At 69.6% G+C, this 25,780-nt stretch carries 26 protein-coding genes and 1 tRNA gene; 14 read left to right on the forward strand and 13 right to left on the reverse strand.

Going from position 1 to position 25,780, the window contains the following annotated elements; all coding sequences use genetic code 11:
• Window positions 1-12: 12 nt before the first annotated feature.
• The 3 genes from rimM to ffh all read right to left on the reverse strand — a co-directional run bounded on the left by rimM (window position 13) and on the right by ffh (window position 2,490).
• On the reverse strand, window positions 13-558 hold the full coding sequence (gene rimM, locus UN84_RS15240; protein WP_035592780.1) for a ribosome maturation factor RimM: 546 nt from the start codon (window positions 556-558) through the stop codon (window positions 13-15).
• Window positions 559-595: 37 nt separating this feature from the next.
• Window positions 596-844, reverse strand: coding sequence for a 30S ribosomal protein S16 (gene rpsP, locus UN84_RS15245; RefSeq protein ID WP_035592782.1), 249 nt, complete (start codon window positions 842-844; stop codon window positions 596-598).
• A 206-nt stretch (window positions 845-1,050) separates the two neighbouring features.
• Window positions 1,051-2,490, reverse strand: coding sequence for a signal recognition particle protein (gene ffh / locus UN84_RS15250; RefSeq protein ID WP_046078404.1), 1,440 nt, complete (start codon window positions 2,488-2,490; stop codon window positions 1,051-1,053).
• Window positions 2,491-2,710: 220 nt separating this feature from the next.
• Here ffh and UN84_RS15255 point away from each other — a divergent pair, with 220 nt between their 5' ends.
• Together UN84_RS15255 and UN84_RS15260 are read left to right on the forward strand one after the other, a co-directional pair.
• Window positions 2,711-3,511 carry a cytochrome C assembly family protein gene (locus UN84_RS15255; protein WP_035592785.1) on the forward strand — a complete coding sequence of 267 codons (801 nt, stop codon included), beginning with the start codon at window positions 2,711-2,713 and terminating at the stop codon, window positions 3,509-3,511.
• Between the two features lie 59 nt (window positions 3,512-3,570).
• Window positions 3,571-4,857 (forward strand): HlyC/CorC family transporter, encoded by a 1,287-nt coding sequence (locus UN84_RS15260; RefSeq protein WP_035592787.1) that lies wholly within the window; start codon window positions 3,571-3,573, stop codon window positions 4,855-4,857.
• Between the two features lies 1 nt (window position 4,858).
• Here the strand turns inward: UN84_RS15260 and UN84_RS15265 are convergent, their stop codons facing one another.
• A complete protein-coding gene (locus tag UN84_RS15265; RefSeq protein WP_035592814.1) occupies window positions 4,859-5,485 on the reverse strand; it encodes a 1-acyl-sn-glycerol-3-phosphate acyltransferase in 627 nt (208 codons plus the stop codon).
• Between the two features lie 77 nt (window positions 5,486-5,562).
• Entirely contained in the window at window positions 5,563-6,180 is a 618-nt protein-coding gene (locus UN84_RS15270) for a TetR/AcrR family transcriptional regulator (RefSeq protein ID WP_035592789.1), read from the reverse strand.
• Between the two features lie 183 nt (window positions 6,181-6,363).
• Here UN84_RS15270 and UN84_RS15275 point away from each other — a divergent pair, with 183 nt between their 5' ends.
• Window positions 6,364-7,044: an SOS response-associated peptidase gene (locus UN84_RS15275; protein ID WP_046078405.1), complete on the forward strand. Its 681-nt coding sequence runs from the start codon at window positions 6,364-6,366 to the stop codon at window positions 7,042-7,044.
• A gap of 2 nt (window positions 7,045-7,046) precedes the next feature.
• Window positions 7,047-9,881, forward strand: coding sequence for an insulinase family protein (locus UN84_RS15280; protein WP_173835026.1), 2,835 nt, complete (start codon window positions 7,047-7,049; stop codon window positions 9,879-9,881).
• A 94-nt stretch (window positions 9,882-9,975) separates the two neighbouring features.
• Here the strand turns inward: UN84_RS15280 and sbcB are convergent, their stop codons facing one another.
• The 4 genes from sbcB to minC form a co-directional block, all read right to left on the reverse strand.
• Complete coding sequence (gene sbcB / locus UN84_RS15285; RefSeq protein WP_046078406.1) at window positions 9,976-11,466, reverse strand: exodeoxyribonuclease I; 1,491 nt, start codon at window positions 11,464-11,466, stop codon at window positions 9,976-9,978.
• A gap of 75 nt (window positions 11,467-11,541) precedes the next feature.
• Window positions 11,542-11,793 carry a cell division topological specificity factor MinE gene (minE, locus tag UN84_RS15290; protein ID WP_016856346.1) on the reverse strand — a complete coding sequence of 84 codons (252 nt, stop codon included), beginning with the start codon at window positions 11,791-11,793 and terminating at the stop codon, window positions 11,542-11,544.
• Window positions 11,790-12,608 (reverse strand): septum site-determining protein MinD, encoded by an 819-nt coding sequence (minD, locus tag UN84_RS15295; protein WP_035592796.1) that lies wholly within the window; start codon window positions 12,606-12,608, stop codon window positions 11,790-11,792. The genes minE and minD overlap by 4 nt, the downstream gene beginning before the upstream one ends.
• A gap of 71 nt (window positions 12,609-12,679) precedes the next feature.
• Window positions 12,680-13,447, reverse strand: coding sequence for a septum site-determining protein MinC (gene minC, locus UN84_RS15300; RefSeq protein ID WP_046078407.1), 768 nt, complete (start codon window positions 13,445-13,447; stop codon window positions 12,680-12,682).
• 257 nt (window positions 13,448-13,704) lie between these two features.
• Here minC and UN84_RS15305 point away from each other — a divergent pair, with 257 nt between their 5' ends.
• Window positions 13,705-16,488, forward strand: a complete 2,784-nt coding sequence (locus UN84_RS15305) for a DUF349 domain-containing protein (RefSeq protein WP_046078408.1) — start codon at window positions 13,705-13,707, stop codon at window positions 16,486-16,488.
• Between the two features lie 125 nt (window positions 16,489-16,613).
• Here UN84_RS15305 and phbB read toward each other — a convergent pair whose 3' ends face one another.
• Complete coding sequence (phbB, locus tag UN84_RS15310) at window positions 16,614-17,360, reverse strand: acetoacetyl-CoA reductase (protein WP_046078409.1); 747 nt, start codon at window positions 17,358-17,360, stop codon at window positions 16,614-16,616.
• A 202-nt stretch (window positions 17,361-17,562) separates the two neighbouring features.
• Between phbB and UN84_RS15315 the strand changes: the two genes are divergently transcribed.
• Window positions 17,563-17,639 (forward strand) — tRNA-Met (locus tag UN84_RS15315).
• 383 nt (window positions 17,640-18,022) lie between these two features.
• Here UN84_RS15315 and UN84_RS15320 read toward each other — a convergent pair.
• On the reverse strand, window positions 18,023-19,093 hold the full coding sequence (locus tag UN84_RS15320; protein WP_152662833.1) for a hypothetical protein: 1,071 nt from the start codon (window positions 19,091-19,093) through the stop codon (window positions 18,023-18,025).
• A 193-nt stretch (window positions 19,094-19,286) separates the two neighbouring features.
• On the opposite strand from UN84_RS15320, the gene UN84_RS15325 reads away from it, so the two are divergent.
• Window positions 19,287-20,234 carry a tetratricopeptide repeat protein gene (locus UN84_RS15325; RefSeq protein ID WP_046078411.1) on the forward strand — a complete coding sequence of 316 codons (948 nt, stop codon included), beginning with the start codon at window positions 19,287-19,289 and terminating at the stop codon, window positions 20,232-20,234.
• 57 nt (window positions 20,235-20,291) lie between these two features.
• Here UN84_RS15325 and UN84_RS15330 read toward each other — a convergent pair whose 3' ends face one another.
• Entirely contained in the window at window positions 20,292-21,467 is a 1,176-nt protein-coding gene (locus tag UN84_RS15330; protein ID WP_046078412.1) for a MalY/PatB family protein, read from the reverse strand.
• Between the two features lie 42 nt (window positions 21,468-21,509).
• Between UN84_RS15330 and UN84_RS15335 the strand changes: the two genes are divergently transcribed.
• Entirely contained in the window at window positions 21,510-21,944 is a 435-nt protein-coding gene (locus tag UN84_RS15335; protein WP_046078413.1) for a hypothetical protein, read from the forward strand.
• A gap of 77 nt (window positions 21,945-22,021) precedes the next feature.
• Here UN84_RS15335 and UN84_RS15340 read toward each other — a convergent pair whose 3' ends face one another.
• Window positions 22,022-22,360, reverse strand: coding sequence for a hypothetical protein (locus UN84_RS15340; RefSeq protein WP_046078414.1), 339 nt, complete (start codon window positions 22,358-22,360; stop codon window positions 22,022-22,024).
• Between the two features lie 45 nt (window positions 22,361-22,405).
• Here UN84_RS15340 and UN84_RS15345 point away from each other — a divergent pair, with 45 nt between their 5' ends.
• The 6 genes from UN84_RS15345 (at window position 22,406) to UN84_RS15370 (ending at window position 25,709) form a co-directional block, all read left to right on the forward strand.
• Window positions 22,406-23,224, forward strand: a complete 819-nt coding sequence (locus UN84_RS15345) for a hypothetical protein (protein WP_046078415.1) — start codon at window positions 22,406-22,408, stop codon at window positions 23,222-23,224.
• Window positions 23,225-23,305: 81 nt separating this feature from the next.
• Window positions 23,306-23,716 (forward strand): acyl-CoA thioesterase, encoded by a 411-nt coding sequence (locus UN84_RS15350; RefSeq protein ID WP_046078416.1) that lies wholly within the window; start codon window positions 23,306-23,308, stop codon window positions 23,714-23,716.
• On the forward strand, window positions 23,713-24,180 hold the full coding sequence (ybaK, locus tag UN84_RS15355; protein WP_046078417.1) for a Cys-tRNA(Pro) deacylase: 468 nt from the start codon (window positions 23,713-23,715) through the stop codon (window positions 24,178-24,180). The genes UN84_RS15350 and ybaK overlap by 4 nt, the downstream gene beginning before the upstream one ends.
• A 60-nt stretch (window positions 24,181-24,240) precedes the next feature.
• Window positions 24,241-24,558, forward strand: coding sequence for a hypothetical protein (locus tag UN84_RS15360; protein WP_016856333.1), 318 nt, complete (start codon window positions 24,241-24,243; stop codon window positions 24,556-24,558).
• Window positions 24,542-25,063: a DUF501 domain-containing protein gene (locus tag UN84_RS15365; RefSeq protein ID WP_046078418.1), complete on the forward strand. Its 522-nt coding sequence runs from the start codon at window positions 24,542-24,544 to the stop codon at window positions 25,061-25,063. The genes UN84_RS15360 and UN84_RS15365 overlap by 17 nt, the downstream gene beginning before the upstream one ends.
• 94 nt (window positions 25,064-25,157) lie before the next feature.
• A complete protein-coding gene (locus UN84_RS15370) occupies window positions 25,158-25,709 on the forward strand; it encodes a TIGR00730 family Rossman fold protein (protein ID WP_046078419.1) in 552 nt (183 codons plus the stop codon).
• Window positions 25,710-25,780: the final 71 nt, after the last annotated feature.

The raw sequence follows: 25,780 nt of genomic DNA on the forward strand, positions 1-25,780 counted from the left end.
CGTCGCTGCGACTCAAAAGTCCGGATCCCAGTCGACGGTCATCACGCCGGCCTCGAGATCCACCTTCTGCACGACCTCGTCGGGCAGGAAGGGCAGCAGTCGCTCGCGATCGTCGATGGCGTCATGCCCCTTCACGACCATGACGTCATTGGCGCCGGTCTCGAAGAGGTAGTCGACGCGGCCCAGCGTCACGCCGTCGCGGGTCACGACCCGCAGGCCTTCCAGCTGGTACCAGTAGAACTCGTCGTCGCCGTCGAGTTCGGGCAGCTCGGCCGTGGGCAGCAGCACTTCGGCGCCGGCCAGGGCCTCGGCCTGATCTCGACCGTCGACGCCTTCCAGGCGGGCCACCAGGCCCTTGCCCTGCGGGCGTCCCTGGACGAGACGATAGCGCACGAGTCGGCCCTGATGACGCAGCACCCACTCGTCGTACTCGAGGATGCCTTCCATCGGGCTGGTGTACGAATACACCTTCAGCCAGCCCTTCACACCGTAGGGGCTGGTCAACTTGCCCAGCACCACGTGCTCATTGGCCGGTGTCGGCTCGACGCCTGCGCTCATCGCGATCCTGCCTCAGACATTCGGGGCATCAGGCCGATCAGGCCTGCTTGCGGGCTTCCTTGACCAGCTCGGCAACGCGGCCGGACAGCTGGGCGCCCTGGTCCTGCCAGTGCTGAACGCGGTCGAGGTCGACGCGCAGACGCTCTTCCTGGCCGCGGGCGACCGGGTTGAAGAAGCCGAGACGCTCGATGAAACGGCCGTCACGGGCCTTGCGAGAATCGGTCACGGTGAGGTGGTAGAAGGGACGCTTCTTGGCGCCACCACGTGCCAGACGAATGGTAACCATGCGTTGACTGTCCTTCGGTTGAGTTACGGAGGTTGTCGGTCGGGGCCAGGCCCTCGACAGTCGGATCGACCGCACCCCGGAGGGTGCGCCGCCGGGTGTTCGGTCACGAGAAGGCCCGCGAAAAACGCGGACCTGCCAGTGAAGACGCCGCATTCTACGGAAATCTCCCCGGCTTGGAAACCTTTTTGGGCCGCGAGCCGGGCGCCTCAGCGCCGCGGCAGACCACCGCCCGGGCCGCCCATGCCGCCGGGACCGCCCATTCCACCCGGGCCACCCATGCCGCCGGGGCCTCCCGGGCCGCCGCCGCCCATCATGCCGGACATGCCGCGCATCATCTTCTGCATGCCGCCCTTCTTGCCGGCCTTCTTCATCATCTTTTGCATCTGCTTGTGCTGCTTGAGCAGGCGATTGAGGTCCGGCACCTGCAGGCCGGCACCGGCGGCGATGCGGCGCTTGCGCGAGCCGTTGATGATGTCGGGGTTGCGGCGCTCCTTGGGCGTCATCGAGTTGATCAGCGCCTCGAGCTTGCCCATCTCCTTCTCGGGACCCGGGCCCTGGGCCATCTCGGCCATCTGCCCCATGCCGGGCAGCTTGCCGAGCAGGCCGCCCATGCCGCCCATCTTCTTGAGCTGCTGGAGCTGGTCGCGGAAGTCCTCGAGATCGAAGCCGTCGCCCTTCTTGACCTTCTTGGCCAGCTGCTCGGCCTTGCCCTTGTCGACGGTGCGCTCGGCCTCCTCGATCAGCGACAACACATCACCCATGCCGAGGATGCGCGAGGCCACGCGGTCCGGATGGAAGGGTTCGAGGGCGTCGACCTTCTCGCCCACGCCCATGAACTTGATCGGCTTGCCGGTGACGTGACGCACCGACAGCGCCGCACCGCCACGGGCGTCGCCGTCGGCCTTGGTCAGGATGACACCGGTCAGCGGCAGCGCCTCGTGGAAGGCCTTGGCGGTGTTGGCGGCGTCCTGGCCGGTCATGGAGTCGACCACGAACAGCGTCTCGTCCGGCGACACGGCGTTCTCGAGGGCCTGGATCTCGGCCATCATCGCCTCGTCGATGGCCAGACGGCCGGCGGTGTCGACGAGCACCACGTCGTGGAACTGGATCTTGGCGTGCTTGATCGCCGCCTCGGCGATGGCCACCGGCTGCTGGTCGCTGCTCGACGGAAAGAAGTCGACCTCGACCTCCTTGGCCAGGGTCTCGAGCTGGTCGATGGCCGCCGGGCGGTAGACGTCCGCGGACACCACCAGCACCTTCTTCTTCTCACGCTCGCGCAGGTAGCGCGCCAGCTTGGCCACGGAGGTGGTCTTGCCCGCGCCCTGCAGGCCGGCCATCAGCACCACCGCCGGGCGACCCTTGAGGGTCAGCCCCTCGTTGGCCTCGCCCATGATCGCCTCGAGCTCCTGCTGGACGATCTTGACGAACTGCTGGCCCGGCGAGAGGCTCTTCGAGACCTCCTGGCCCACGGCACGCTCGCGCACCCGGTCGATGAACGCCTTGACCACCGGCAGGGCGACGTCGGCCTCGAGCAGCGCCCGCCGGACCTCGCGCAGGGTGTCCTTGACGTTGTCCTCGGTCAGGCGCGCCTGACCCTTGATCGATTTGAGCGTCTGGGACAGACGATCGCTGAGATTCTGAAACATGGGGCCTCTCCGCAAACGATGGCCTGGGAAGCCGCATCAGCCCCCGGCATGACGCGTCCGGGCGGGACTTTCCCATAATGGGACGAAATTATACGCCTTGTGGCCGCGAGTCTCCATGGCAGCGGCCCGGGCCCGGCTGGGCGGCGCGTGGAGGATTCGGTATAGTGGCACCTCCATTTCCTCTTGCTGGACGCTGGCGAAGGCGCACGGATAGCCATCGATGTACGCGCTCCCCCTGGCCCTGGTGGCCTTCATCTTCTACATCGCCGCCGCTTCCTGGCAGGGCCTGACCCTGTTTCGACGCGTGGCACCGCGGGACACCCTGGTCCGCGGCCTCGGCGCCGCCGGCCTGCTCTGCCACCTGCCGCTGGCCGTGGGCCTGCTCGACGCAGGCGATTCACTGCAGCCAGGCTTCTCGACCAGCGTGGTGCTGGCCGGCGCCCTCGCCGTTCTGGTGCTGCTGCTCGTCAGCCTGTTCAAGCCGGTGCTCAACGTCGCCACCGGGCTCTTCCCGCTGGCCGGCGCGGTACTGCTGCTGGCCATCGAGTGGCCGAGCCCCGAGAAGGGCAGCACCATGACGCCCGGCATCGCCCTTCACGCCCTGAGCGCGGCGCTGGCCTTCGCCCTGCTGGCCATCGCCGCCGTCCAGGCGGTGCTGCTCGGCGTGCAGAACCAGGCGCTGCGTCACCACCACATCCGCGGCGTGGTCCAGTCGCTGCCGCCGCTGACCACCATGGAACGGGTGCTGTTCGAGCTGCTCTGGGGCGGCATGATCCTGCTGACCCTGTCGATCGCCAGCGGCTTCGCCTTCGTCGACAACATGTTCGCCCAGCACCTCGTCCACAAGACGGTACTGTCGCTGGTCGCCTGGGTGATCTTCGCCGCCCTGCTGACCGGCCACCATCGCCTGGGCTGGCGCGGCATGCGCGCGGTACGCTGGACCCTGGGCGGTTACCTGGTGCTGCTGCTGGCCTATTTCGGCAGCAAGTTCGTGCTCGAGATCCTGCTGGCGCGTCCTTGACACCACCGGTCCCCGTCCCTACAACTCAAGCCTTGATACGCGATTGAGGATCCTTCGACTTGAACGACGATTTCCCCCTGGGATTGCTGTTCGGCCTGCTGCTGCTGCTCATCTGCCTCTCTGCCTTCTTCTCGAGCTCCGAGACCGGCATGATGTCGATCAACCGCTATCGCCTGAGCCACCGGGCCAACGAAGGCGAGCGCCGGGCCCAGCGGGTGATGCGTCTGCTCGGCCGCCCCGATCGCCTGATCGGCGTGATCCTGATCGGCAACAACTTCGTCAACAACCTCGCGGCCTCGATCGCCACCATCATCGCGATCCACTTCTTCGGCGAGGTCTCCGGGCCCGCCGTCGCCACCAGCCTCCTGACCATTGCCATCCTGATCTTCGCCGAGGTCACGCCCAAGACCTACGCCGCGGTGAAGCCGGAGCGCATCGCCTATCCGGCCTCGCGAGTGCTGGAGCCGCTGCTCAAGCTGCTCTACCCGCTGGTGTGGCTGGTCAACGCCATCTCCAACGGCCTGCTGCGACTGCTCGGGGTCAAGACCCTCGAGGGCGGCGGCGACAACCTGACCCGCGACGAGCTGCGCACCGTGGTCCATGAGGCCGGGCCGCTGATCCCGCGCCGCCACCAGGCGATGCTGGTATCGATCCTCGATCTCGAGAACGTCACGGTGAACGACATCATGGTGCCCCGCCACGAGGTGATGGGCATCGATCTGGACGACGACCTCGACGCCATCCTGACCCAGATCCGCACCAGCCAGCACACCCGCCTGCCGGTCTACAAGGGCGACATCAACAACATCATCGGCATGCTGCACCTGCGCAACGCGGCGCGTTTCCTGTCCCGTGGCGAGGTGACCAAGGCGGCCATCGTCCAGGAGGCGAGGGAGCCCTACTTCATCCCCGAGTCGACGCCGCTGCACACCCAGCTGCTCAACTTCCAGAAGCAGAAGCGGCGCATCGGCATCGTGGTGGACGAGTACGGCGACGTGGAAGGCCTGGTGACGCTGGAGGACATCCTCGAGGAGATCGTCGGCGAGTTCACCACCGACGTGGCCGGCCAGGACCAGGAGATTCACCCGCAGGACGACGGCAGCCACGTCATCGACGGCACCGCCAACATCCGCGACATCAACAAGTCGCTGGGCTGGCAGCTGCCCACCGACGGCCCCAAGACCCTCAACGGGCTGATCCTCGAGCACCTGGAATCCTTCCCCGACGGCCCGGCGTGCCTGCAGATCGGCGCGGTGCGCATGGAGATCCTCGAGGTGCGCGACAACCTGATCACCTCGGCGCGCTGCTGGCAGGCGGTACGCCTGCCAGCAGCGGCGAACGTCTGACTCAACGCCCGCGAGACGCGACCCAGCGATCGGCCTCGGCCTTGAGCGCCCGGACGCCCTCCTCGACCCGCTGGCGATCGGCCTCGGCCGGCGCCAGCGGGGTGCCGAAGTAAAGCGCCACCCGAGCCCGGAAGCGGCGCGGCGGCTTGGTCAACGCCCGACCGCCGTAGTGCGAGGTCCAGGAGCCCCACAGGCCGGCCAGCCCCGCCGGCACCACCGGCACCGGATCCCGGGCGAGGATCAGGTCCAGCCCACGCCGAAAGCGATGGATCTCGCCGTCGGTGGTCAAGCGCCCCTCGGGAAACACCATCACCACCTCGCCGGCGCGCAGCGCCCGGCTGACCTGATCCAGCGAACGGCGCAGCCCGCCCGGATCCCGGCGCTCGGAGTCCACCGGGATCGCCCCCACCAGCTTGAACAGCCAGTGCAGCCAGGGCGACTCGTAGATCGGCCGGTCCATCAGGAAACGCAGCGGTCGCGGGCTGGCGCCGCCCACCACCAGGGCGTCGACGAAGCTGACGTGGTTGCAGACCACCAGGGCGGGGCCGTGGGCAGGAATGTGGCGGCGGCCACGGAAGCGCAGCCGGTAAAGCAGGTGGATGATCAGGAACACCAGCCGGCGCAGCATGCGGCGCGGCGAGCGCAGGCACCAGCCCAGCGCGGCGGTCGCCGCCAGCGCCGGGAGCGCCCAGGTCGGCAGACCGGTCAAGAGATGTCGGACCCCGCCTTCAGGCCGGCCAGCAGGGTCGTCAGCAGCTGGTCGAGCAGCTCCTCGACCTCCAGCGGCTCGCTCTGCCAGTAGCCGAGGCGCTCGTTGAGCCCCAGCTGCACCAGGCCATGGACGCTACCCCACAGGGTACGCCCCAGCCGGCGTGCCTCGAGGTCGTCGAGGGTCGGCTGGTATTCCTTGAGGGTGTTCTCGACGCGCAGGAACAACGCCTCGATCATGTCGCTCTGACGCTGGTCGAGCTCGCCCTCCTGGGCCAGCGGATAATCGAACATCAGCTGCCAGCGGAACGGCTGGTGACGGGCGAACTCCCAGTAGGCCCGAGCCAGGGCCTTGAGGCGACCATCCGGTGCCGCCTCGTCGAGCAGCGGGTCGATGGCGGCGCGCAGGCTCGCCAGCGACTCGATGTTCACGTGCTGCAGCAGGTTGCCGAAGCTGCCGTACAGCTTGAGCAAGGTGCTGGGAGCGCAGCCGACGTCACGCGCCAGGGAACGCAGCGACAGCGTATGCACCGGCCGCTCCTGCAGCCAGGCATCGCAGGCGGCCATCACCTGGGCATGAAGCGCCTCGGGGGCGTGCTGTCTGGGACGAGCCATCGACATCCTCGCGGGCCGGGACGGCGCGGCACCACCATGGGCGGCGCCGGCCACGATCTGAAATGAAAACACTGTTTCCGCTAGCATATCGCGCCTGAAGCGCAACGCAAGTCCACCACGCCACGACGCTTTCCAGGCCGAGACGTCTTGGTTACCCTGACGCACCCAGCCCGCGGAGGTTCCATGGCCGGCCGTCTTTATATTCCGCCTCTCGACCTCGCCCGCCTGATGCCCGACCTGGGCATGGACGAGACGCCGATCACCGGCGTCAATCTGGCCCCGCGCCGCCCGCTGTCGATGATCCGTCTCGAGGCCGGCCGCCCCCGGCTGGGCCAGGCCTTCTGGGGGCTCACCCCGCCCTGGCTGGACGTATTGGACCACGCGCCGCACTGCGCCCGGGCCGAGTCGATCGCCTCGCGCCCCATGTTCCGCGAGGCCTTCGCCGCCCGGCGCTGCCTGGTGCCGGCGGCCGGCGTCTATGTCTGGAAGCCCCAGCCCCGGGCCAAGCAGCCCTTCCTGGTGACCCGGGCCGACCGCGGCCCGTTGCTGCTGGCCGGGCTGTGGTGCCGCTTCCACACCGATCTCACCGCCTTCCATGACTCCCTGGCGCTGATCACGGTGCCGGCCAACGACCTGCTGTCGCCGCTCACCGACCGCCTGCCGGCGGTGATCCCCCCCGCCAAGGCCGGGCAGTGGCTCGATCCGGCCACCCCGCCGGCGACGCTTCACGCGCTGCTGGCACCGGCGCCCGGGGAACTGTTGGGCGCCTTTCCGGTATCAAGACGTGTGAACGATCCCGGCTGCCAGGAGGCCGCCTGCGCCCATCCCGTCGGCCCCATGCTGCGCCGTCCATCGAAGGAGTGAAGATGACCCGACACCGCCGCCCTCACCGGGTACTGTCCCTCGCCCTGGCCGCGGCCCTGCAGCCGACGCTCGTCGCCGTCCCGGCCGCCGCCGATACCCAGGCGACGATCGACGTGCCGATCGCCAGCCCCTCGGATGACCGCGACTACCGGGCGCTGACCCTGGACAACGGCCTCACCGTGCTGCTGGTCAGCGACCCCGAGGCGGACAAGGCCGCCGCCTCGTTGAACGTGGACGTGGGCAGCGCCCAGGACCCGGACGACCTGGCCGGCCTGGCCCACTACCTGGAGCACATGCTGTTCCTGGGCACCGAGGCCTATCCCGAGGCCGACGCCTACCAAAGCTATCTGTCGCGCCACGGCGGCCAGCACAATGCCTACACCGCTTCCCAGGACACCAACTACTTCTTCTCGGTGGACCCCGAGGCCCTGGACGGCACCCTGGATCGCTTCAGCCACTTCTTCGTCGACCCGCTGTTCAACGCCGATCAGCTGGCCAGCGAGCGCCAGGTGGTGCACTCCGAGTATCAGGCCCGCAAGCGCAACGCCGGCCGCCGCCACGCCTCGGTGCTCGAGGAGATGCTCAATCCCGAGCACCCCACGACGCGCTTCTCCGTGGGCAGCAACGAGACGCTGGCCGATCGACCGGAGGGCGAGCTCCCGCTGCGCCAGCGGGTGATCGACTTCTACGAGCGCCACTACGGGGCCAACGTCATGCACCTGGCGGTGGTCGCGCCCCAGCCCCTGGACGAGATGGAGGCCCTGGTGCGGGAGGACTTCGCCGACGTTCCCGACCGCGGCCTGTCGCGCCCCGAGATCGCCGCCCCGCTGGCGACACCGGCGCAGACGCCCGCCGCCGCCGAGCTGCATTCGCTGCGTGACGACCGCCGTCTGACCTTCTACTTCCCGGTCCCCGATCCCGAGGCGGCCTATCGCCTGAAGCCGGCCAGCTATCTGGCCAACCTGCTGGGCCACGAGGGCGAAGGCAGCCTGCTCGACGCCCTGCGCGAGGCCGGCTGGGCCGACGGGCTTTCCGCCGGCACCACCCGCGGCGACGGTCGCCACGCCCTGTTCAGCGTCGACATCAGCCTGACGCCGGAGGGCGCGAAGCACCGCGAACGCATCCAGGCCAGCCTGTTCGCCGCCATCGGCGCGATCCGCGACCACGGCGTCGAGGCCTGGCGCTATGAGGAGCAGGCCCGCCTCGCCGAGCAGGACTTCCGCTTCCAGGAGCACGGCAGCGCCCTGAGCACCGCCATGCGCCTGGCCACCGGCCTCTCCCGCTATCCGCTCAAGGACGTCATCTACGCCCCCTATCGCATGGACGGCTTCGACGCCGAGCGCATCAACGACTGGCTGGACGCGCTGCGCCCCGCCAACATGCTGCGCCTGTACAGCGGCCCCGAGGTCGAGGGCGACGCGCAGACGCCCTGGTTCGACGTCGGCTGGTCGCCGGCCGACCCCGGCGTCGGCGAGGCCGAGCCCCTGGCCGGCCTCGCCCTGCCCGAGCCCAACCCCTACGTGGCCGAGGACTTCACCCTGCTGGAGGGCAAGGACGAGGCGCCGGTGCAGCGCATCGACACGCCCGAGTTCGCCTTCTGGCAGATGCGCGATGACAGCTTCGGCACGCCGCGGGTCGAATGGCGTTTCAGCCTGCAGTATCCCGATGCCAGCCGGAACGCCCGGGACGCCGCCCTGTCGCGCCTGCTCGCCGGCTGGCTCGGCGACAGCCTCAACGAGGCGCTCTACCCCGCCCGCCTGGCCGGTCACGGCTTCGAGGCCTATGCCCACGCCCGCGGCATCACCCTGTCGTTCTCCGGCTGGCGGGACGGCCAGCAGGCGCTGATCGCGCGGGTGCTCGATCAGCTGCGGCACGGCACGATCGAGGCCGCCGACGTCGCCCGGGTCCGCCATCAGCTGCGCCAGCGGTGGCGCAACGCGCCCCAGGACGACCTCTATCGCCAGGCCGGCCGTACCCTGACCGAGGCGCTGATCCGCCCGCAGTGGTCGCCGGAGGCGCTGCTCGACGCCAGCGACGCGCTGGACGCCGAGGCGCTTCGCGACTTCCGCGACGACTTCCTGGCGAACCTGCACCTGGAGGCCATGGCGGTGGGCAACCAGCACACCGAGGCCGCGACCCGCCAGGCCAGAGCGGTGGCCGAGGCGCTGTCGCCGCGGCTGGAAACCTCGGCGATCCCCGAGCTGACGCCGCTGCGCGTCGGCGAGGGCCTGCCGGCGCTGACCCCGGACACCGCCCGCGATGAATACCTGGTGATGCGCTACCTCCAGGGGCCGGACCGCTCGCTGGACAGCCAGTCCCGGCTGGCGGTGCTCGGCCGCCTGCTGGAGACGCCCTTCTATCAGCAGCTGCGCACCGAACAGCAACTCGGCTACATCGTCAACGCCGGCTACCGGCCGCTGCTCGACGCCCCGGGCCTCGGCTTCCTCGTGCAATCGCCCGGCACCGACAGCGCCACCATCCAGCAGCGCATCGACGCCTTCCTGACCGGCTTCGGCGATCGGCTGGGCGAACTCGGCGACGAGGCCCTGACGCCCTATCGCCAGGCAGTCCACGACGACCTGCTGACCCGCGATCCCAGCCTCTCGGCCCGCACCAACCGGCTGTGGCAGGCACTGGCGATCAGCGGCGGCGACTTCGAACGTCGTCGGCGCCTGGCCGAGCGCGCCCTGACGGTGACGCCCGAGGCGCTGCGCGAGCTGTGGCCGAACCTGATCGACGGCGCCGCGGTGCAGATCACTCACGACCCGGGCGACGCCGCCAGTGACGTCATGGCGCTCAAGGCCGACCTCCCGCCGCTGCCCGACGGCGACGACTGAGGCATCGCCTTCCCCGACACGACGACGCCCGGCCGATTGGCCGGGCGTCGTCGTTCAGGGGCAAAGGGTCAGGGCAGCGAAAAGGCGCGACCGGTCAGCCGAAGGCCTGGGCCGGCATCATCGCCTCCACGTGCATCACCAGCTCCTCGAGGATCTGACGCTCGCGGTCGCCGAGCGCACCCTGGTTCAGGCGGTCGATCTCGCGGGCGAACTCCTTGAGCGTGAAGCCGGCCACGGCGGCGTCGTTCATGCGCTCCCAGCGGAAGGCCTCCCAGCGCGCCTGCTCCTCGCCGGTCAGGGTGTCCGGGTAGCTGCGCGCCCGATAGCGGAACAGCATCTCCTCCAGCCGTGGATCCTGGAAGGCGAAGCCCGCCCCCACCAGATCCCAGGGATCGGTGGCCCGCACCCGCTCCATCTGCTGGCGGTCCGAGGGCGAGAAGAAGCCGCCGGCGTAGAGCATCAGATCGGGATCGTGGGGCGGCTCGGGCGGCGGCGCGGCGAACACCTCGCTGACCCGAGCGATCACCTCGGGATGATCGGTCAGGGTCTTCCAGTGCCGGCGGCAGGCGGCCATGTCCAGGCTGAGGCGCTCGACGATGTCGCCGTATTCGCCCTGGCGGGGGCCGGCGACGTCCTTGAGCGCGCTGGCGGGCAGCACCACCGGGCACTTGTTGATGTGGATGACCTTGAGCGGGATCCGCGACTCGCCCTCGGCCAGGTCGTCGTTGCTGACGAAGACCCGCTCGCGAATCTGCTCGGGCGTGAGCGTCAGCAGCGGCTCGGGGTCCACCGAGAGGTCGTAGACGATCACCCCGTTGGGATTGGTCGGATGCTCGGCCAGCGGCATCACCAGGGCGCTGCAGCCGCGGCTGGCCGGGTAGCGCCGCGAAACGTGCAGTACCGGCTTGCGGCCCGGCACGTCGAGCTGGCGCGCCACCTGGCGCTTGCCGCGCTGGGCCAGCAGGTAATCGAAGAGGTTGGCGTTGCAGTCGCGCAGCAGGCGGGCCAGGGCGATGGTCGCCCGTACGTCGGCCAGCGCATCGTGGGCGCCGGCATGCTCGATGCCGTTGGCGGCGGTCAGATGCTCGAGCTTGAAGCTCGGCGAGCCGTCCTCGCGGGTCGGCCACTCGATGCCCTCGGGGCGCAGGGCGTGGAAGGCCCGCACCACGTCGATCAGATCCCAGCGCGAGTTGCCGTTCTGCCACTCCCGGGCATAGGGGTCGAGCAGGTTGCGGTAGAACAGGTGGCGACCGACCTCGTCGTCGAAGCGCACGTTGTTGTAACCCACCACGCAGGTGCCGGGCTGGCTCATGGCGTCCATCACCCGGCCGGCGAATTCGGCCTCGGGCAGCCCGCGGCGGCGCGCCTGCTGCGGCGTGATGCCGGTGATCAGGCAGGCCTGGGGATGCGGCAGGTAGTCGTCGGCGGGCTTGCAGAACAGCTCGATGGGCTCGCCGATCTCGTTGAACTCGGCGTCGGTGCGAATCGCCGCGAACTGGGAGGGCCGATCGCGGCGCGGGTCGGCCCCGAAGGTCTCGTAGTCGTGCCAGAGGAAGGTCAGGGGGGCGGCTTGCGACTTCGCCATGGGCGAGCTCTCCGAGCGGGCATAGGAAAACGGCCCCCAAGCCTAGCACAGGGGGCACGACGACTCAGCCGCTGCTCAGCCCCGTGGCAGGGTGACGTTGAGCTCCAGCACGGAACAGTTGTCCTCGCTGTCGAGGGAGATGTTGACCGCTTCATCGTCGACCTGGACGTAGCGGCGAATCACCTCCAGCAGCTCCTGCTCGAGCATCGGCATGTAGTCCGGCTGGCCGCGCTGGCTGCGCTCGTGCGCGACGATGATCTGCAACCGCTCCTTGGCGACGGAGGCGGATTTCTTGCGCTCGCGCTTCAGGAATTCGAGTAGCTTCACCGGCGATTTCCTCCGAACATGCGGCTGAGCAGCCCTTTCTTCTGATACTGGTGGAAGCGCAGCGGCACGTCTTCTTCCATGAGGCGGGCCACGGTGTCGGAATAGGCCTGGCCCGCGTCGCTCTGATCGTCGTGGGTGACCGGCACGCCCTGGTTCGAGGCCCGTAGCACCGCCTCGGACTCGGGGATCAGGCCGACCAGCTTGATGGCCAGGATCTCCTGGATGTCCTCGAGGTTGAGCATGTCGCCGCTGTCCACCCGGTTCGGGTTGTAGCGGGTGATCAGCAGGTGCTCCTTGATCGGCTCCTCGCCGCGTTCGGCGCGCCGGGTCTTGGAGGCCAGCAGCCCGAGGATGCGGTCGGAGTCACGCACCGAGGACACCTCGGGGTTGGTGACCACGATCGCCTCGTCGGCGAAGTACATGGCCAGCTGGGCGCCGCGCTCGATGCCCGCCGGAGAATCGCAGACGATGTAGTCGAAGTCCTTGTTCAGCGTGTTGAGCACGGTCTCGACGCCTTCCAGCGTCAGGGCGTCCTTGTCGCGGGTCTGGGAGGCCGGCAGGATATGCAGGTTGTCGACCCGCTTGTCACGGATCAGCGCCTGGTTGAGCCCGGCCTCACCCTGGATGACGTTGACCAGGTCATAGACCACGCGCCGCTCGCAGCCCATGATCAGGTCGAGGTTACGCAGCCCCACGTCGAAGTCGATGACGGCGGTCTTCTGGCCCCGCAGCGCCAGGCCCGTCGCGATGGCGGCCGCACTGGTTGTCTTGCCGACCCCACCCTTGCCGGAGGTCACAACGATGATCTTGGCCAAGTGTCACATCCTGTCTGTCATGTAATGGAAAGGGCGGCCCGGTCACGGGCCGCCGCATCGTCGCCCGCGCGTCAGTCCAGCGGGGCGATGCCCAGCTGGTCGTCGTTCAGGCGCACCTGCACCCCGGTGCCCAGCAGCCGGGGATCGATATCCTCGAGCCGCTTGTAGTTGCCGGCCACCGAGAGCAGCTCGGCGCGCAGCTCGCGACAGAAGATCGCCGCCCCGGCATCGCCATGGATGCCGGCCAGGGCCCGACCGCGCAGGGCCCCGTAGACATGGACGCTGCCGCCGGCCAGCACCTCGGCGCCGGCGTTGACCGCGCCTACCACCACCAGATCACCCTCGGGCGCGGTGACCTGCTGTCCGGAACGCACGGTGCCGCGATAGATGCGCCCCACCGCGCCGGTCGACGGTGCCGGCTCGTCCGCGATGGGCGCCTCGTCCGCGATGGGCGCCTCGGCCGCCGGAGCGTCGTCGCCGACGGGCACGCTCTCCAGGGTGCGCGGTCGCCCGGCTTCCTGGGGCGGGAACCAGCCGAGCCCCAGCGCCCAGGACGATTGCTTGACGGGGTCGGCACCGCCCCGCACCGCCACCGGCAGCAGCTTGTGGGCCCGGCACACGGCGCAGATCCGCTCGAGCGCCAGATGCGGCTCGTCGAGCTGCTCGACGCTGAGCACCACCGGGGTATGCTGGAAGAAAGCGGGTGACTGGCTGAGCTTGCCGGCAAGCTGTTCGCGAATGCGTTCGGGGTCGGCGCTGGTCAGTTCCATGACCGTCATCGGCAGCATGCCGCCCTTGAAGGTGAAAGCCATCCCATCCCTGTCCACTTTGAGGCTCATGGCCGAACTCCACGTCGGATGATGGTCGGGGACCTGCTCACAAGCTATGCGAGTCCCCCCGATCCCGCAACCGATCATATGTCACGCCCGGGCGGCTTGTCAGTGTCTCGTAACGGCTACAGTCGCACATCGCGCCCTTTTCTGCCGGCACGCCGCATGCTTAGATAATTCAATGATAGCGCGCCATTGCGGCGCGTCTCACGCATCAGCGCGCCGGTCCGTCATGCCAGGCTCGCCGACCACTCTCAGGATCTCCCATGCCAGGACTCCTCCGCCGCCTGTTCGCCCCCCGCTGGCAGCACCCGAATCCCGAGGTACGCCGCCAGGCCATCGCCCGCCTCGATCCCGCACAGACCGCTCAGCTCGCCCGGCTCGAGCGCCTGGCGACGGACGCCGATCCCGACGTCCGTCGCGAGGCGCTGGCGCGGCTCGAGGAACCGCAGCGGCTGCTGGCCCTGCGACACGAGGGGGGCGAGAGCGCGGAACTGAGCGAGCGGCTGGTGGCCCTGCTGAGCGGCCGCGACGGCCAGCTGGACCTGCCCGCCCGCATCGCCCTGGCGGAATCCCTGGACGACGCCGATCTGGCCGAGCGCCTCGTCCTGGAGGGCGACAACCAGCAACTGCGCCTGGCCGCCCTGGCTCGCCTCGACGACGAGGAGGCCCTGATCCGCCAGGCCTGCGACAACGGCATCGCCGCCGTGCGCCAGGCGGCCGCGGCCCGGGTCGAGAGCGAGGCCGGCCTGCAGCGGCTGATCCAGGGCGCAAGACGCGACCGCCAGGTGGTGCGCCAGGCCCGGGAGCGCCTGCAGCGGCGACGTGCCGACGCGGCCTCGCTGGCCGCGGCTCGGGAACGCCGCGAAGCGCTGCTGGGCAAGCTGGAGACCCTCGGCCACTCCGCCTGGGAGCCGATGTTCGGTGCCCGCTTCCGCCACCTGATGCGCGAATGGGCGAGCCTGTCCGACATGCCGAGCGCCGAGCAGGAACGTCGCTATCAGGAGGCCTGCCTGCGCTGCCGCAAGACGCTCAGCGACCACGAGGCCCACGAACAGGCCCAGGACGCGGCCGAGCGACGTCGCGAGGACGCCGACCAGGCCCGCGAGGCACTGATCGACGCCCTAGAGGAAAGCCTCGACGGGCTACATAACGCCCAGCGCCTCGCCGATCAGGACATCGCCAGCCTGCGCGCCCAGAAACAGCTGCTGGCGACCCGCTGGCAGGCGCTCTCCGAACAGCATCTCGCCGACGAGACGCTGCGCCAGCGCTATGACGCGGCGCTGGCGGACTTCGCCCGCATCGTCGAGGCCCGGGAGCGCCTCGACGAGCGTGCCGAGGCCATCGAAAAGGCGCTGCGCGACGGCGACGACGTCCGGCTGGCCGAACTCGTCGAGGACTGCGACTGGCCCGACGACCTGCCGCCATCCCCGCTGCTGCAGCGCGCCGGCTGGCGCCTGGCCGACGAGGCCGGCGAAGCGGCCGAGCCCGGTGATCTAGAGGCGCGCCTGGCCCGCGTGGGCGATGACCTGGACCGCCTGGAACGCCTGCTCGACAACGGTGCCTTCAAGGGCGCGAACCGGCTCCACCAGAGCCTGCGCCAGCAAATCGACTACCTGCCCGAGGCCCGGCGCAGCGAACCGGCCGCCCGGCTCAAGCGCCTCGGCGCCCGACTGGCCGAGCTGCGCGACTGGCGCGGCTTCGTCGCCGGCCCCAAGCGCACCCAGCTGTGCGAGGCCATCCAGGCCCTGGCCGAGGAGGAAGAGCTGGACGACGCCGAGCTCGACCGGCGCCACCGCCGACTGGTGAAGGAATGGCGCGACCTGGGCGACGCCGCCGCCAACCGCGATCAGTCCACGGCCTTCCGGGCCGCCTCGGACCGCATCCACGAACGCCTGCGCGAGTGGCGGACTCACCAGGACCGCCAGCGACAGACCAATCTGACGGCCCGTCAGACCCTGTGCGACCAGCTCGAGCACCTGCTCGACCAGCCCGCCGCCGCGGCCGATCCGGACGCGCTACGGGAGATTCGCGACCGCGCCCGCCAGCAGTGGCGACGACTGTCACCGGTGCCGCGGAGTGAGGCCGAGGCCATCGGCCGGCGCTTCGGCCGCATCCGCCACGCTCTTCAGGCGCTGATCGAGAAGCGCGCCGGCGAGATCGCCGAGGCCAAGCGCGGGCTGATCGAGGAGGCCCGGGCCCTGCGCGACGGCGACCAGCCGGCGAAGCGCCGTGCGGAGCAGGCCAAGGCCCTGCAGCGCCGCTGGCGCGAGCTGGGCCGCGCGCCCAAGGGGGAGGAGCAGACGCTGTGGCGCGAGTTTCGCCACCTGTGCGACGAGATCTTCGCCCAGCGCGACGCCGACCGCAGCGACCAGGCCCAGCGCCACCGCGACCGGCTCGACGCCATGCAGGCGCTGATCGACCGCATTGACGCCTGGCAGCCGGCGCGCAGCGACGACACGGCGTCGCTCGACGAGGCCGTCCAGGAAGCCGCCGCGCTGGAGCCGCTGCCCGCCGGGCGCCGCAGCGAGGGCATGCGCCGCCGCTGGTCCGGCATCGTGCGCGCTAGGCGCGAGCGCCTGGCGCGCCTGGCGCTCGCCGAAGTGGTCGAGCGCTGGCGCCGGGCACGCCCGCTGCTGGAGGCCCACCTGGAAGCGGACGCGGCCGCGCAGAACGGCGGCGAATGCCAGGACGTGCCGGCCCCCGCCGAGCTGCCCGACACGCTGAAGGACGCCCACGACGCGCGCAACGCCGCCCGCCGCGATCCGCCGCCGGCCACCGAGGTCGAGGAGCGTCTGGCGCGCCTGCGCGTCCATCTGGCGCTGCTGGCCGGCGACACCAGCCACCGCCAGGACGACCCGCTGCGGCTGGCCATCCAGGTCGAACGGCTCAACGAGAACCTCGGGCACACGCCCTCCCGCGCCGAGGAACTGCGAGGCGTGCTGATCGAGCTGCTGGCCACCGGCCCGGTCTCGCCGACGCTGTGGGAGCGCGAGGTCGGCGAACTCGATCACACCCTCGAGACCCTGACACGGCTGCCGCCGCCCTGACCCACCGCGCAGCATCCAGACACCGCGGCGCCTGTGTACTATCCCGAAACGAGAACGCGAGGCCTTTGGCCTCGCGTTCTTCTCCTGCCGGGCACGGCCTCGTCGGGCCGCTTGTTGTTCTCGGCTCAGCCCATGAACTGGCCGCCGTTGATGTCGACGTTGGCACCGGTGATGAAGCCGGACTCCTGATCGGCCAGGAACACCACCAGGCGAGCAATCTCCTCCGGCGTGCCGTAGCGCTTAACCGGAATGGTCTCGCGAATCGCCTCGCGCACCTTCTCGGGAATCTTCATGATCATGTCAGTGGCGATATAGCCCGGCGACACCGTGTTGACGGTGATGCCCTTGGTCGCGGTCTCCTGGGCCAGTGACATGGTCAGGCCGTGCATGCCGGCCTTGGCCGCGGCGTAGTTCACCTGGCCGAACTGCCCCTTGCGGCCGTTGATCGAGGAAATGTTCACGATGCGCCCGTAGTTATGCTCGAGCATGTCCTCGATCACGCTGCGGCAGGTGTTGAAGACGCTGTTGAGGTTGGTGTCGATGACCTCGCTCCATTGCTCCGAGCTCATCTTCTTCAGGGTGCCATCGCGGGTGATGCCGGCGCAGTTGACCAGCACGCTGATCGGCCCATGGGTCTCGCGGATTTCCTTGGCGCCGGCCATGCAGGCATCGAAGTCGGAGAGGTCCACGCCGGACAGGGCGATATTCTCGTAGCCGTCGGCCTTCTGCTGCTCGAGCCAGGCCTGGGCCTTCTCGGGATTGTGATATCCAGCGACGACCTGGTAACCGGCATCGGCCAGCGCACGACAGATGGCGCTTCCGATTCCCCCGGTGCCTCCGGTGACCCAGGCTACGGCAGTGGATGTTGTCATTGATGCTCTCCCTGGTGATATACAACCTGCGGCCGGGCGGCGGGCCCGGCCCCTCGAGACAGTCTCGTCTGCCCGGCTGTCATTTTCGTGACAGCTCGTCTCGAGTATGGACCAGGTGAAGCGGACAACACGAGGCCCCCGGAGACGGCTCGAGGCGGGGTTGACGCAGGTCAGGTTCTCTGTATAATGTGCCTCACGTTGATGCGGGGTGGAGCAGTCTGGTAGCTCGTCGGGCTCATAACCCGAAGGTCATCGGTTCAAATCCGGTCCCCGCTACCAAACATAAGAAAAAGGCCGATGTCTCAGGACATTGGCTTTTTTCGTTTTTGCGGATGTCATCAACCCGATCTCCGGGCTCGACTCTTCACAACCCCAGGAAGGTCATTGGCTCAAACCCGAGCCCAGACACCCAATATCAGAGAAAAGCCAGAACCTACGGGTTCTGGCTTTTTTCGTTTGTGCTGGATGCCGGCATACCGCTCGTCGGTCTCGGCTCTTCACAACCCCGGGAAGATCATCGGCTCAAACCCGAGCCCAGACACCCAATATCAGAGAAAAGCCAGAACCTGCGGGTTCTGGCTTTTTTCGTTTGTGCTGAATGCCGACATACCGCTCGTCAGGCTCGCCGCTTCACAAATCCAAGAAGGGATAAACGCCTTTGCCTACAGCAGCACGCTGCCCCAGCCGAGCAACAACAGCAGCGGAAATAGCCAGCGGCTCAGGCGATCCACTCGCACGGCGGTGGCCTCGCGATCGGCGCCGACCAGCACTCCGGTCACGATCCCGTTGAGGATCGCCAGGAACACCATGATGGTCGCCCACACCACCAGTCGATCGGCGATGGTGAAGTAACCGAGCCTGGGCAGATAGCCGGACATCGAGAACTGGAAGGCGATCAGGGTCAGCATCGAGGTGGCGCCGAGGCCGATCTGGAACTCATAGCGCTGGGGCGGCACCCAGAAGATCGCCCAGGACATCATCACGATGAAGCCCATCGGCAGGACGATCTTGAACACGTAGTAGCTGGAGACCCGCTCGGCCTCGAGCGTCGCGGTGAAGATGCTGCGCTCCGCGTTGAGCGCCGGCACCGCCTCGGTCGCCGCCGCCGTCTCGAGCCCGGTGACCCGCCAGCCCTCGATATTGAGCCGCCGGGCCAGGAAGGTGCGCTCCGACATCTGCGCCAGCATCAGTTGATCGGGTCCCGATTCCACCGAGCCGACCCGAAACAGGAATGCCTGGCGGTCGAAAGGAAAATCCCTCAGCGGATGATAGGTGGAGATGCTGCCGCCATAGCGCTGCTGGTAGACCACCCGCCCCTCGGTCTCGACCACGACCTGATCGAGCAGGTTGGCGCGCCGTGCGGTGAGCGAGAAGGAGTTGAACAGCGTGACGCGCGGCACCCAGACGCGGGAACGCTGGAAGCGACAGCCCTCCAGCTCCTCGAGCCGCGGGTCTACCCAGGCCAGGGTCAGGAGGAAATCGCCCTCCAGGCGCTGATTGACGTCGTCGATATCGAGCACGTCGACGATGCCCCAGCCCACCTCGACCGTGGTGGGCGGCCCGTCGGGGAGCGGACGCTCGTCGGTCGCAAGCTCCGGCAGCACGCAGAGGCCGGGGGGCTCGGCGGCCCGAGCGACGGCGCAGCCGACCATCAGCGCAAGCGCCAGACACCCGATGAACCAGCGAGGCGGCCGACGCCCGGCCGAGACGCCATGAACGACGAATCTCCCCACGTCGACTCCTCCCTGCCATCGGCAGACGACACCGGACCGCTCCAGGGCACGGTGCCGGTCGTCTCCCTACCGGCAGCATAGTCGCCGCACGCCCCGCGCGCCGCTTCTCCGTCGATCCTGCCACGCCCCTTGAAGTCGGCGACTCGGGCCCGCATCTACTGAGCAAACTCATTCCGTTCAAGGCCAGATCACCATGCCGATCGTCGATCCCCGTACCGGTGAGCCGCTCACCTCCGACAGCCAGGCCGACGCCGCCTCCGGTGCCGCCCAGGGCGGAAGCCAGGCCGCGCAGCGCGATGACCTGATCATCGATGTCGACCGCAGCAACATCCAGCAGCTGCTCGAGACCTCCATGCAGGTGCCGGTGCTGCTCGACTGCTGGGCGCCCTGGTGCGAGCCGTGCAAGAACCTGATGCCGGTGCTGGAGAAGCTGACCCGCGAGTACAACGGCGCCTTCCTGCTGGCCAAGCTCAACATCGACGACAACCAGGACATCGCCGCCCAGCTGGGCGTGCGCTCGGTGCCGGACGTCAAGCTGATCAGCCAGGGCGGCCTGGTCGACCAGATCCAGGGCGCGCTGCCCGAGAAGCAGATCCGCGAGTGGCTGGGTAAGTACTTCCCGGAGCCAGAGGGCGTGCAGGAGAGCCCCGAGGAGCAGGCCGCCGCCGCGCTGGAGGCCGGCGATGCCGAGACCGCCCGCGCGATCTACGCCGAGCTCGCCCAACAGTGGCCGGACTACGGCCCCTACAAGGTGGAGCTGGCCCGCGCCCTGGTGGCCGCCGGCGAGTCGGACGAGGCCCGTGCGCTGCTCGACGCCCTGCCGCCGGAGGAGCGCGACGCCGCGCCGGCCCGCGGCGTGCGCGCCAGCATCGAGTTCGGTGAGGAGGCCCCGTCCCGCGAGGCAATGGCCGCCCTGGAAGGCCGCGACGACAGCGAGGCCCGGTACCAGCGCGCCCTGCGCCAGGTGGCCGACGGCCAGTACGAGGCCGGCCTCGAGGCGCTGCTGACGCTGATGAAGCAGGACCGCGCCTATGGCGACGATGCCGCGCGCAAGACCCTGCTGCGGGTCTTCGACGCCCTGGGCAACGATCATCCGCTGACCGCCACCTACCGCCGCAAGCTGTTCGCCCTGCTCTACTGAGCCGCGACTGGACCGAGCGAACGCCGCCGCCCTTCTCCGGAGGGCGGCGGCGTCGCGTCAGGCCCCCAGCACGCCGTCCAGCCGCGCCAGCGCCGCTTCCAGCTGGGTCGCGGTGGTGCCGAAGTTGAGCCGCGCGAAGCCCGGCCGACCGAAGGGCGCCCCGTCGGACAGCGCCACCCCGGCGCGGTCGAGCAGCACGCGCTGGGGCGAGGCCACGCCCTCCAGTGCCGGCGCCTCGCGCAGGTCGAGCCAGGCCAGATAGGTGGCCTCGGGCGGCGTCATGGTCACGCCCGGCCAGCGCGCCACGCGCTCAATCAGCCGCGCCCGATGGGCGCGCAGTGTCTCGAGCAGCGCCTGGCGCCAGGGATCGCCGTGACGATAGGCGGCCTCGGCGGCCACCAGGCCGAGCACGTTGCCGTCCGGCTGCAGCCCCTTGGCCATGGCCGCGAAACGGCGACGCAGGCCGGCATCGGGAATCACCGCGCAGGCGGCGGTCAGCCCGGCCAGGTTGAAGGTCTTCGACGGCGCCCACAGCGTCAGGATCCGCTCGGCCAGCTGCGGATAGGCGGCGGCCAGCGGCCGGTGCCGTGCCCCCTCGTCGAGCATCAGGTCGGCGTGCAGCTCGTCGGAGACCACGATCAGATCGTGGCGCTCGACCAGCTCGGCCAAGCCGTCGAGCTCGTCGTCGCGCCACACGCGGCCAGTGGGATTATGCGGCTGGCACCACAGCAGCAGCCGGGTCTTGGGGGTGATCGCCGCTTCCAGGGCGTCGAGGTCCAGCCGCCAATCGTCGCCCGGCGTCTCGGGCGGACGCATCGCGGCCTGCTGGGCCAGGCGACCGGTGCGCTCGGCCACCTGCAGGAAGGGCGGATAGATCGGCGTCACCGTCAGCACGCCGTCGCCCGGCTCGGTCAGCGCCAGGCTGGCCAGATGCAGCGCCGGCACCACCCCCGGCAGCCACAGCTGCCAGCCGGGCGCGATGTCCCAGCCGTAGTGCGTGGCACTCCAGTCGCACAGCGCCTGGCGCAGGCTATCCGGCACCCGGCCGTAGCCGTAGACGCCGTGGTCGACCCGGGCGCGCAGCGCCTCGATCACCGCCGGCGGCGAGCGGAAGTCCATGTCGGCGACCCACAGCGGCAGCACGTCCTCGCCGTACCGATGCCATTTCTGTGACGGCCAGTCGCCCTCGGGCGGGTGGCGTCGCTCCACGGGCGTGGCAAAATCGAACTCCATTGCGTTCCCTGCTCCCAGAGGCCATGAACAATGACTGAAACCATGCCGCAAGGCGGCTTCTATGCCAAGGTACGCCGCGGCCTGCCCGGCCTCATCGCCCGCTGGCAGGACATCGGCCGCGACTCGCCGGATCGCCTGGCGCTGATCCTGGCCGAGACCGCCCGGGTGGCCAAGCTGGGCGAGCCCGCAGCCACGCCCGACGCCGCCACCCTGACCGCCTGGGCAGACCCCGAGGCGCCCGAGGAAGTGCCGCTGTGGGCCGGCCGCACCGCGCTGTTCCTGCTGGTGCAGATGCCGGCCCGGCCGCTGCCGGTCGATGATGACGAGGCCTGCGCCTGGGCCTACTGCTGGCTGCGCAACCGCGACCCGGACAGCTACGAGGCCGCCCGCGACGCCCTCCCCGAGCACCTTCGCGAGCCGCTGGATGCCGCCCTCAAGGCCGCCTGGACGGATCGCCAAGGACTGCGCCTGGTATGACGCCGCGCCCATGTCTTCAGGAGGCGGCCTGGCCGAACCGCCAGGGCCTCCGGCTGGTGTAACGCCCGACCACCACATCAGCGCCGGCGCGCGGCCTTCTTGGGCTTGAAGCCCGCCGGCTTGGTGGCCAGCCATTCGACGAAAGCACGAACCTCCGGATGCGCCAGCAGCGCCTCCCGGCTGCGATAATGCTCGACCAGCTCGCGCTCGCCGAGCACCGCGTGGATGTGCTTGTGGCAGGCGTGACACAGCCACAGGATCGCCGTCAGCCGCTCGGCACGATCGAATCGACGCCGATAGCGCGCCTTGCCGTGCAGGGCGCGGGGAATCAGATGATGCCGGGTCAGCGGCGCCGCCCGGCCGCACAGCTCGCAGCCCTCGGGGCGGGGCGGCGGCGAGAGATCGTGTCCGACCATGGCCCTCTCCACGACGATACATGCCTCTAGGATAAGGAAAATCACATGGACGTTCCGCTTACCTGGCAGCTGGCCAAGCTCGCGGTCTCGATCGGCGTGGTGCTCGGCCTGTCGATGATCGCCGAGCGCGTCAGCACCCGCGTCGCCGGACTGCTCTCCGGCTATCCGCTGGGCACCGCCATCGCGCTGTTCTTCATCGGCCTCGAGCTCTCGCCCGTCTTCGCCGCCGAGAGCGCGGTGCACACCCTGGCCGGGTTCACGGCGACCCTGGCGCTGGGCGGCGGCTACCTGCTCGGCGGCCGTCGCGACGGCCTGGCGGGCATCGCGCTGGGCACCCTGACGGGGCTCGCCTGCTGGCTCGCCACCAGCCTGGTGCTGACCCGGATCGACTTCGATCGCGTCACCGGCACCCTGACGACGCTGGCCGCCATCGCCGTGTTCACCTGGCTCTATCGCCGGGTGCCGGACATCAAGGCCAGTCCCAAGGGCGGCTTCTCCTGGCCCGCCCTGGCGCTGCGCGCCGGCCTCGCCGCGGGCATCATCTTCCTGATCACCGGCCTCGCCCACGTGGTGCCCTCGGCCTGGGCCGGGGTGATGGCGGCCTTCCCGGTGACCATGTATCCGTTCCTGGTGATCCTGCACCTGACCCAGGGTGCCGCGCCCACGGCTACCGTGATCAAGCACTATCCCGCTGGGCTCGGCTCGCTGCTGTGGTACGCCCTGGTGGTTTCGCTGACCTACGACAGCCTCGGCCTGTGGCCGGGCACGCTGCTGGGCTTCGCCGCGGCCACGCTGTGGCTGCTCGGCTGGACCCGGCTGCAGCGCTGGTGGCGCGAGCGCCGCACGCCGTCGGCGCGCGGCTGAAAGGGCCGCCGACCCGCCCATTGACCAAGCGCTTGCTCGGCGGCGATGCTGACAGGCCGGCCATGATCGACGAGGACGCCCATGTTCACGCGCACCATCGAACCCGCTTTCTACGACACCGATGCCCTGGGGCACATCAACAACACCCGCCTGCCGGCCTGGTTCGAGCTGGCGCGCAATGACCTCTTCCGGCTGTTCACGCCGGACCTCGACCCGGGCCGCTGGCGGCTGATCATGGCGCGCATGGAGATCGACTACCGGGCCGAGCTCTACTACGGCCAGGACATCGAGATCCGCACCTATCTCACTCGCCTCGGCACCAGCTCCTTCACCGTGACCCAGGAGGCCTGGCAGTCGGGCCGACTGGCCAACCTGGGGCATACCGTACTGGTCCACTACGATCATCAGGCCAAGGGGGCGGTCCCCCTCGAGGGCGCGCTCCGCGAGGCCCTCGCCGCCCACCTGCAAGACACGGAGACCCAGGACGCATGACCCCCGCCATCAAGGCCCTGGAAAAGGCCGGCGTGGCCTTCGAGACGGCCAGCTACGAGCATGACCCGCGCCGCCCCGCCTACGGCGAGGAGGCTGCCGAGGCCCTGGGCCTGCCCGCCGAGTCGGTGTTCAAGACCCTGCTCGCACGCCTCGACGACGGCCGACTGGCGATGGCCATCGTGCCGGTCTCCGGCCAGCTCGACCTCAAGGCGCTGGCCCGGGCGGCCGGTGCCCGCAAGGCGCAGATGGCCGAGTCCGCCGAGGCCGAACGCGCCACCGGCTATGTGGTCGGCGGCATCAGCCCGCTGGGCCAGAAGAAGCGCCTGCCGGCCTTCATCGACGCCAGCGCCGAGGCGCTGGCGCGCTTCCACGTCAGCGGCGGACGCCGCGGCCTGGAGCTCGCCCTCGCCCCGGCCGACCTGGCGCGACTGCTGTCGGCGACCTTCGCCCCCCTGGCACGCTGAGCCGAACGCCGCCGTCTGCGGTCCCAGTCGTATCCGCCCCATCGATCCCAAGGAAGCCCCATGGCCATCCGCTACGATCTCTGGCTCGATCCCGATGACGTCGCTCGCCATCGCGCCGTCGAGGCCGACCTGGAGAACTTCTTCCTCGAGCGCTTCGCCGACTACCCGCATATCCGCTTGTTCGGGGCAGACCCCTACGATTATGATGCGCCCTTCAACCGCCTCTACGATGTCCTGATCGCGCGCGGCGGGGAGTACTGCGAACGGCACTGGCACTACGTGCCCACCCCCGAGCAGCTCAACCGCACCTTCTTTCGCGCCGTGGGACGCTCGACCAAGTTCATACGAGACGACCCCGACGATGGTGATTCAACCTGACACCCTGCCCGACGAGCGCCAGCTCGCCGTCATCGCCGCGCAGCTCGGCCGCGCGCCCCGCGGCATCGAGGCGCTGGCCGCCACCGATGGCGAGGGCACGCCGCTGGTGCTGCGCATGGCGCCCATCGTCGACGAAACGCCCTTCCCGACGCTCTACTGGCTGAGCGACGAGCGGCTCAAGATCGAGCTGTCGCGCATCGAGGCCGCCGGCGTGATCAAGACCCTCGAGGCCCGGCTGAAGGAGGACCCCGAGTTCCTGGCCGCCTATCACCAGAGCCACGAGGACTACGTGGCCGCCCGCTGGGGCTACATGAGCGAGGCCCAGCGCGCCGAGGTCGAGCGCCGCGGCTACGGCGACGTGCTTCGCCAGCGCGGCATCGGCGGCATCGCCAACTGGGACCAGGTGCGCTGCCTGCACACCCAGTACGCCCATCATCTGTGCGGTCACAACGTCATCGGTCAGTGGGTGGACGCCGAATACGGCGTCATCGACCTGCTGCCCTGAGCGGTCGGCCGTGGCATGGCGAGATCACACGAGGGCGCCTGACGGCGCCCTTCTTGCGTCGGCACGCCGACGACCACGCATCAAGGAGGACATCATGTCGAGATTCTGCGTCTACCTGGGCTCGCGGGACGGCCACGACCCGCGCTTTCTCGTCGCCGCCCGGACGCTGGGCGAGGCGCTGGCCCGCCGAGGCCACTCGCTGGTCTACGGCGGCGCCCGCGTGGGCATGATGGGCGAGCTGGCCGACAGCGTGCTGGCGGCCGGCGGTGAGGTGATCGGCGTGATGCCGGATCATCTGGTGGAGCGCGAGCAGGCGCACCTGGCGCTGACCCGGCTGATCCGCGTGCGCAACATGCACGAACGCAAGGCCAGCATGGCCGCCCACTGCGATGCCTTCATCGCCCTGCCCGGCGGCATCGGCACCCTGGAGGAGCTGTTCGAGGCCTGGACCTGGCGCTATCTGGGGCTGCACGACAAGCCGATCGGCCTGCTCGACACCGCCGGTTTCTATTCGCCGCTGCTGACCTTCCTCGACAGCACCGTGGAGCACGGTTTCCTCAACGCCCGCACCCGCCAGGACCTGCTCGCCGCCGAGGCGCCCGAGGCGCTGCTCGACGCCCTGGAGGCGCGCCTGGCCGTCGCCTGAGGCGTTTCACGCCCCACGACGCAGCCCCCCGGCACGGGGCCGGGCGGTCGAGAGCATCACGGGGCGTCATC

Source organism: Halomonas sp. HG01, from assembly GCF_000968715.2.
Taxonomy (GTDB): domain Bacteria; phylum Pseudomonadota; class Gammaproteobacteria; order Pseudomonadales; family Halomonadaceae; genus Halomonas; species Halomonas halophila.

What these genes read in the sequence shown, in the direction of transcription:
- UN84_RS15255 (WP_035592785.1), top strand. Translation starts at nt 2,711, where the DNA reads ATGTACGCGCTCCCCCTGGCCCTGGTGGCCTTCATCTTCTACATCGCC.
- UN84_RS15280 (WP_173835026.1), top strand. Translation starts at nt 7,047, where the DNA reads ATGACCCGACACCGCCGCCCTCACCGGGTACTGTCCCTCGCCCTGGCC.
- UN84_RS15335 (WP_046078413.1), top strand. Translation starts at nt 21,510, where the DNA reads ATGCCGCAAGGCGGCTTCTATGCCAAGGTACGCCGCGGCCTGCCCGGC.
- UN84_RS15275 (WP_046078405.1), top strand. Translation starts at nt 6,364, where the DNA reads ATGGCCGGCCGTCTTTATATTCCGCCTCTCGACCTCGCCCGCCTGATG.
- UN84_RS15350 (WP_046078416.1), top strand. Translation starts at nt 23,306, where the DNA reads ATGTTCACGCGCACCATCGAACCCGCTTTCTACGACACCGATGCCCTG.
- rpsP (WP_035592782.1), bottom strand. Translation starts at nt 844, where the DNA reads ATGGTTACCATTCGTCTGGCACGTGGTGGCGCCAAGAAGCGTCCCTTC.
- sbcB (WP_046078406.1), bottom strand. Translation starts at nt 11,466, where the DNA reads ATGGCGAAGTCGCAAGCCGCCCCCCTGACCTTCCTCTGGCACGACTAC.
- UN84_RS15345 (WP_046078415.1), top strand. Translation starts at nt 22,406, where the DNA reads ATGGACGTTCCGCTTACCTGGCAGCTGGCCAAGCTCGCGGTCTCGATC.
- UN84_RS15270 (WP_035592789.1), bottom strand. Translation starts at nt 6,180, where the DNA reads ATGGCTCGTCCCAGACAGCACGCCCCCGAGGCGCTTCATGCCCAGGTG.
- UN84_RS15305 (WP_046078408.1), top strand. Translation starts at nt 13,705, where the DNA reads ATGCCAGGACTCCTCCGCCGCCTGTTCGCCCCCCGCTGGCAGCACCCG.
- UN84_RS15360 (WP_016856333.1), top strand. Translation starts at nt 24,241, where the DNA reads ATGGCCATCCGCTACGATCTCTGGCTCGATCCCGATGACGTCGCTCGC.
- UN84_RS15340 (WP_046078414.1), bottom strand. Translation starts at nt 22,360, where the DNA reads ATGGTCGGACACGATCTCTCGCCGCCGCCCCGCCCCGAGGGCTGCGAG.
- ffh (WP_046078404.1), bottom strand. Translation starts at nt 2,490, where the DNA reads ATGTTTCAGAATCTCAGCGATCGTCTGTCCCAGACGCTCAAATCGATC.
- minC (WP_046078407.1), bottom strand. Translation starts at nt 13,447, where the DNA reads ATGAGCCTCAAAGTGGACAGGGATGGGATGGCTTTCACCTTCAAGGGC.
- rimM (WP_035592780.1), bottom strand. Translation starts at nt 558, where the DNA reads ATGAGCGCAGGCGTCGAGCCGACACCGGCCAATGAGCACGTGGTGCTG.
- UN84_RS15265 (WP_035592814.1), bottom strand. Translation starts at nt 5,485, where the DNA reads ATGCTGCGCCGGCTGGTGTTCCTGATCATCCACCTGCTTTACCGGCTG.
- UN84_RS15365 (WP_046078418.1), top strand. Translation starts at nt 24,542, where the DNA reads ATGGTGATTCAACCTGACACCCTGCCCGACGAGCGCCAGCTCGCCGTC.
- ybaK (WP_046078417.1), top strand. Translation starts at nt 23,713, where the DNA reads ATGACCCCCGCCATCAAGGCCCTGGAAAAGGCCGGCGTGGCCTTCGAG.
- UN84_RS15330 (WP_046078412.1), bottom strand. Translation starts at nt 21,467, where the DNA reads ATGGAGTTCGATTTTGCCACGCCCGTGGAGCGACGCCACCCGCCCGAG.
- UN84_RS15370 (WP_046078419.1), top strand. Translation starts at nt 25,158, where the DNA reads ATGTCGAGATTCTGCGTCTACCTGGGCTCGCGGGACGGCCACGACCCG.
- phbB (WP_046078409.1), bottom strand. Translation starts at nt 17,360, where the DNA reads ATGACAACATCCACTGCCGTAGCCTGGGTCACCGGAGGCACCGGGGGA.
- UN84_RS15325 (WP_046078411.1), top strand. Translation starts at nt 19,287, where the DNA reads ATGCCGATCGTCGATCCCCGTACCGGTGAGCCGCTCACCTCCGACAGC.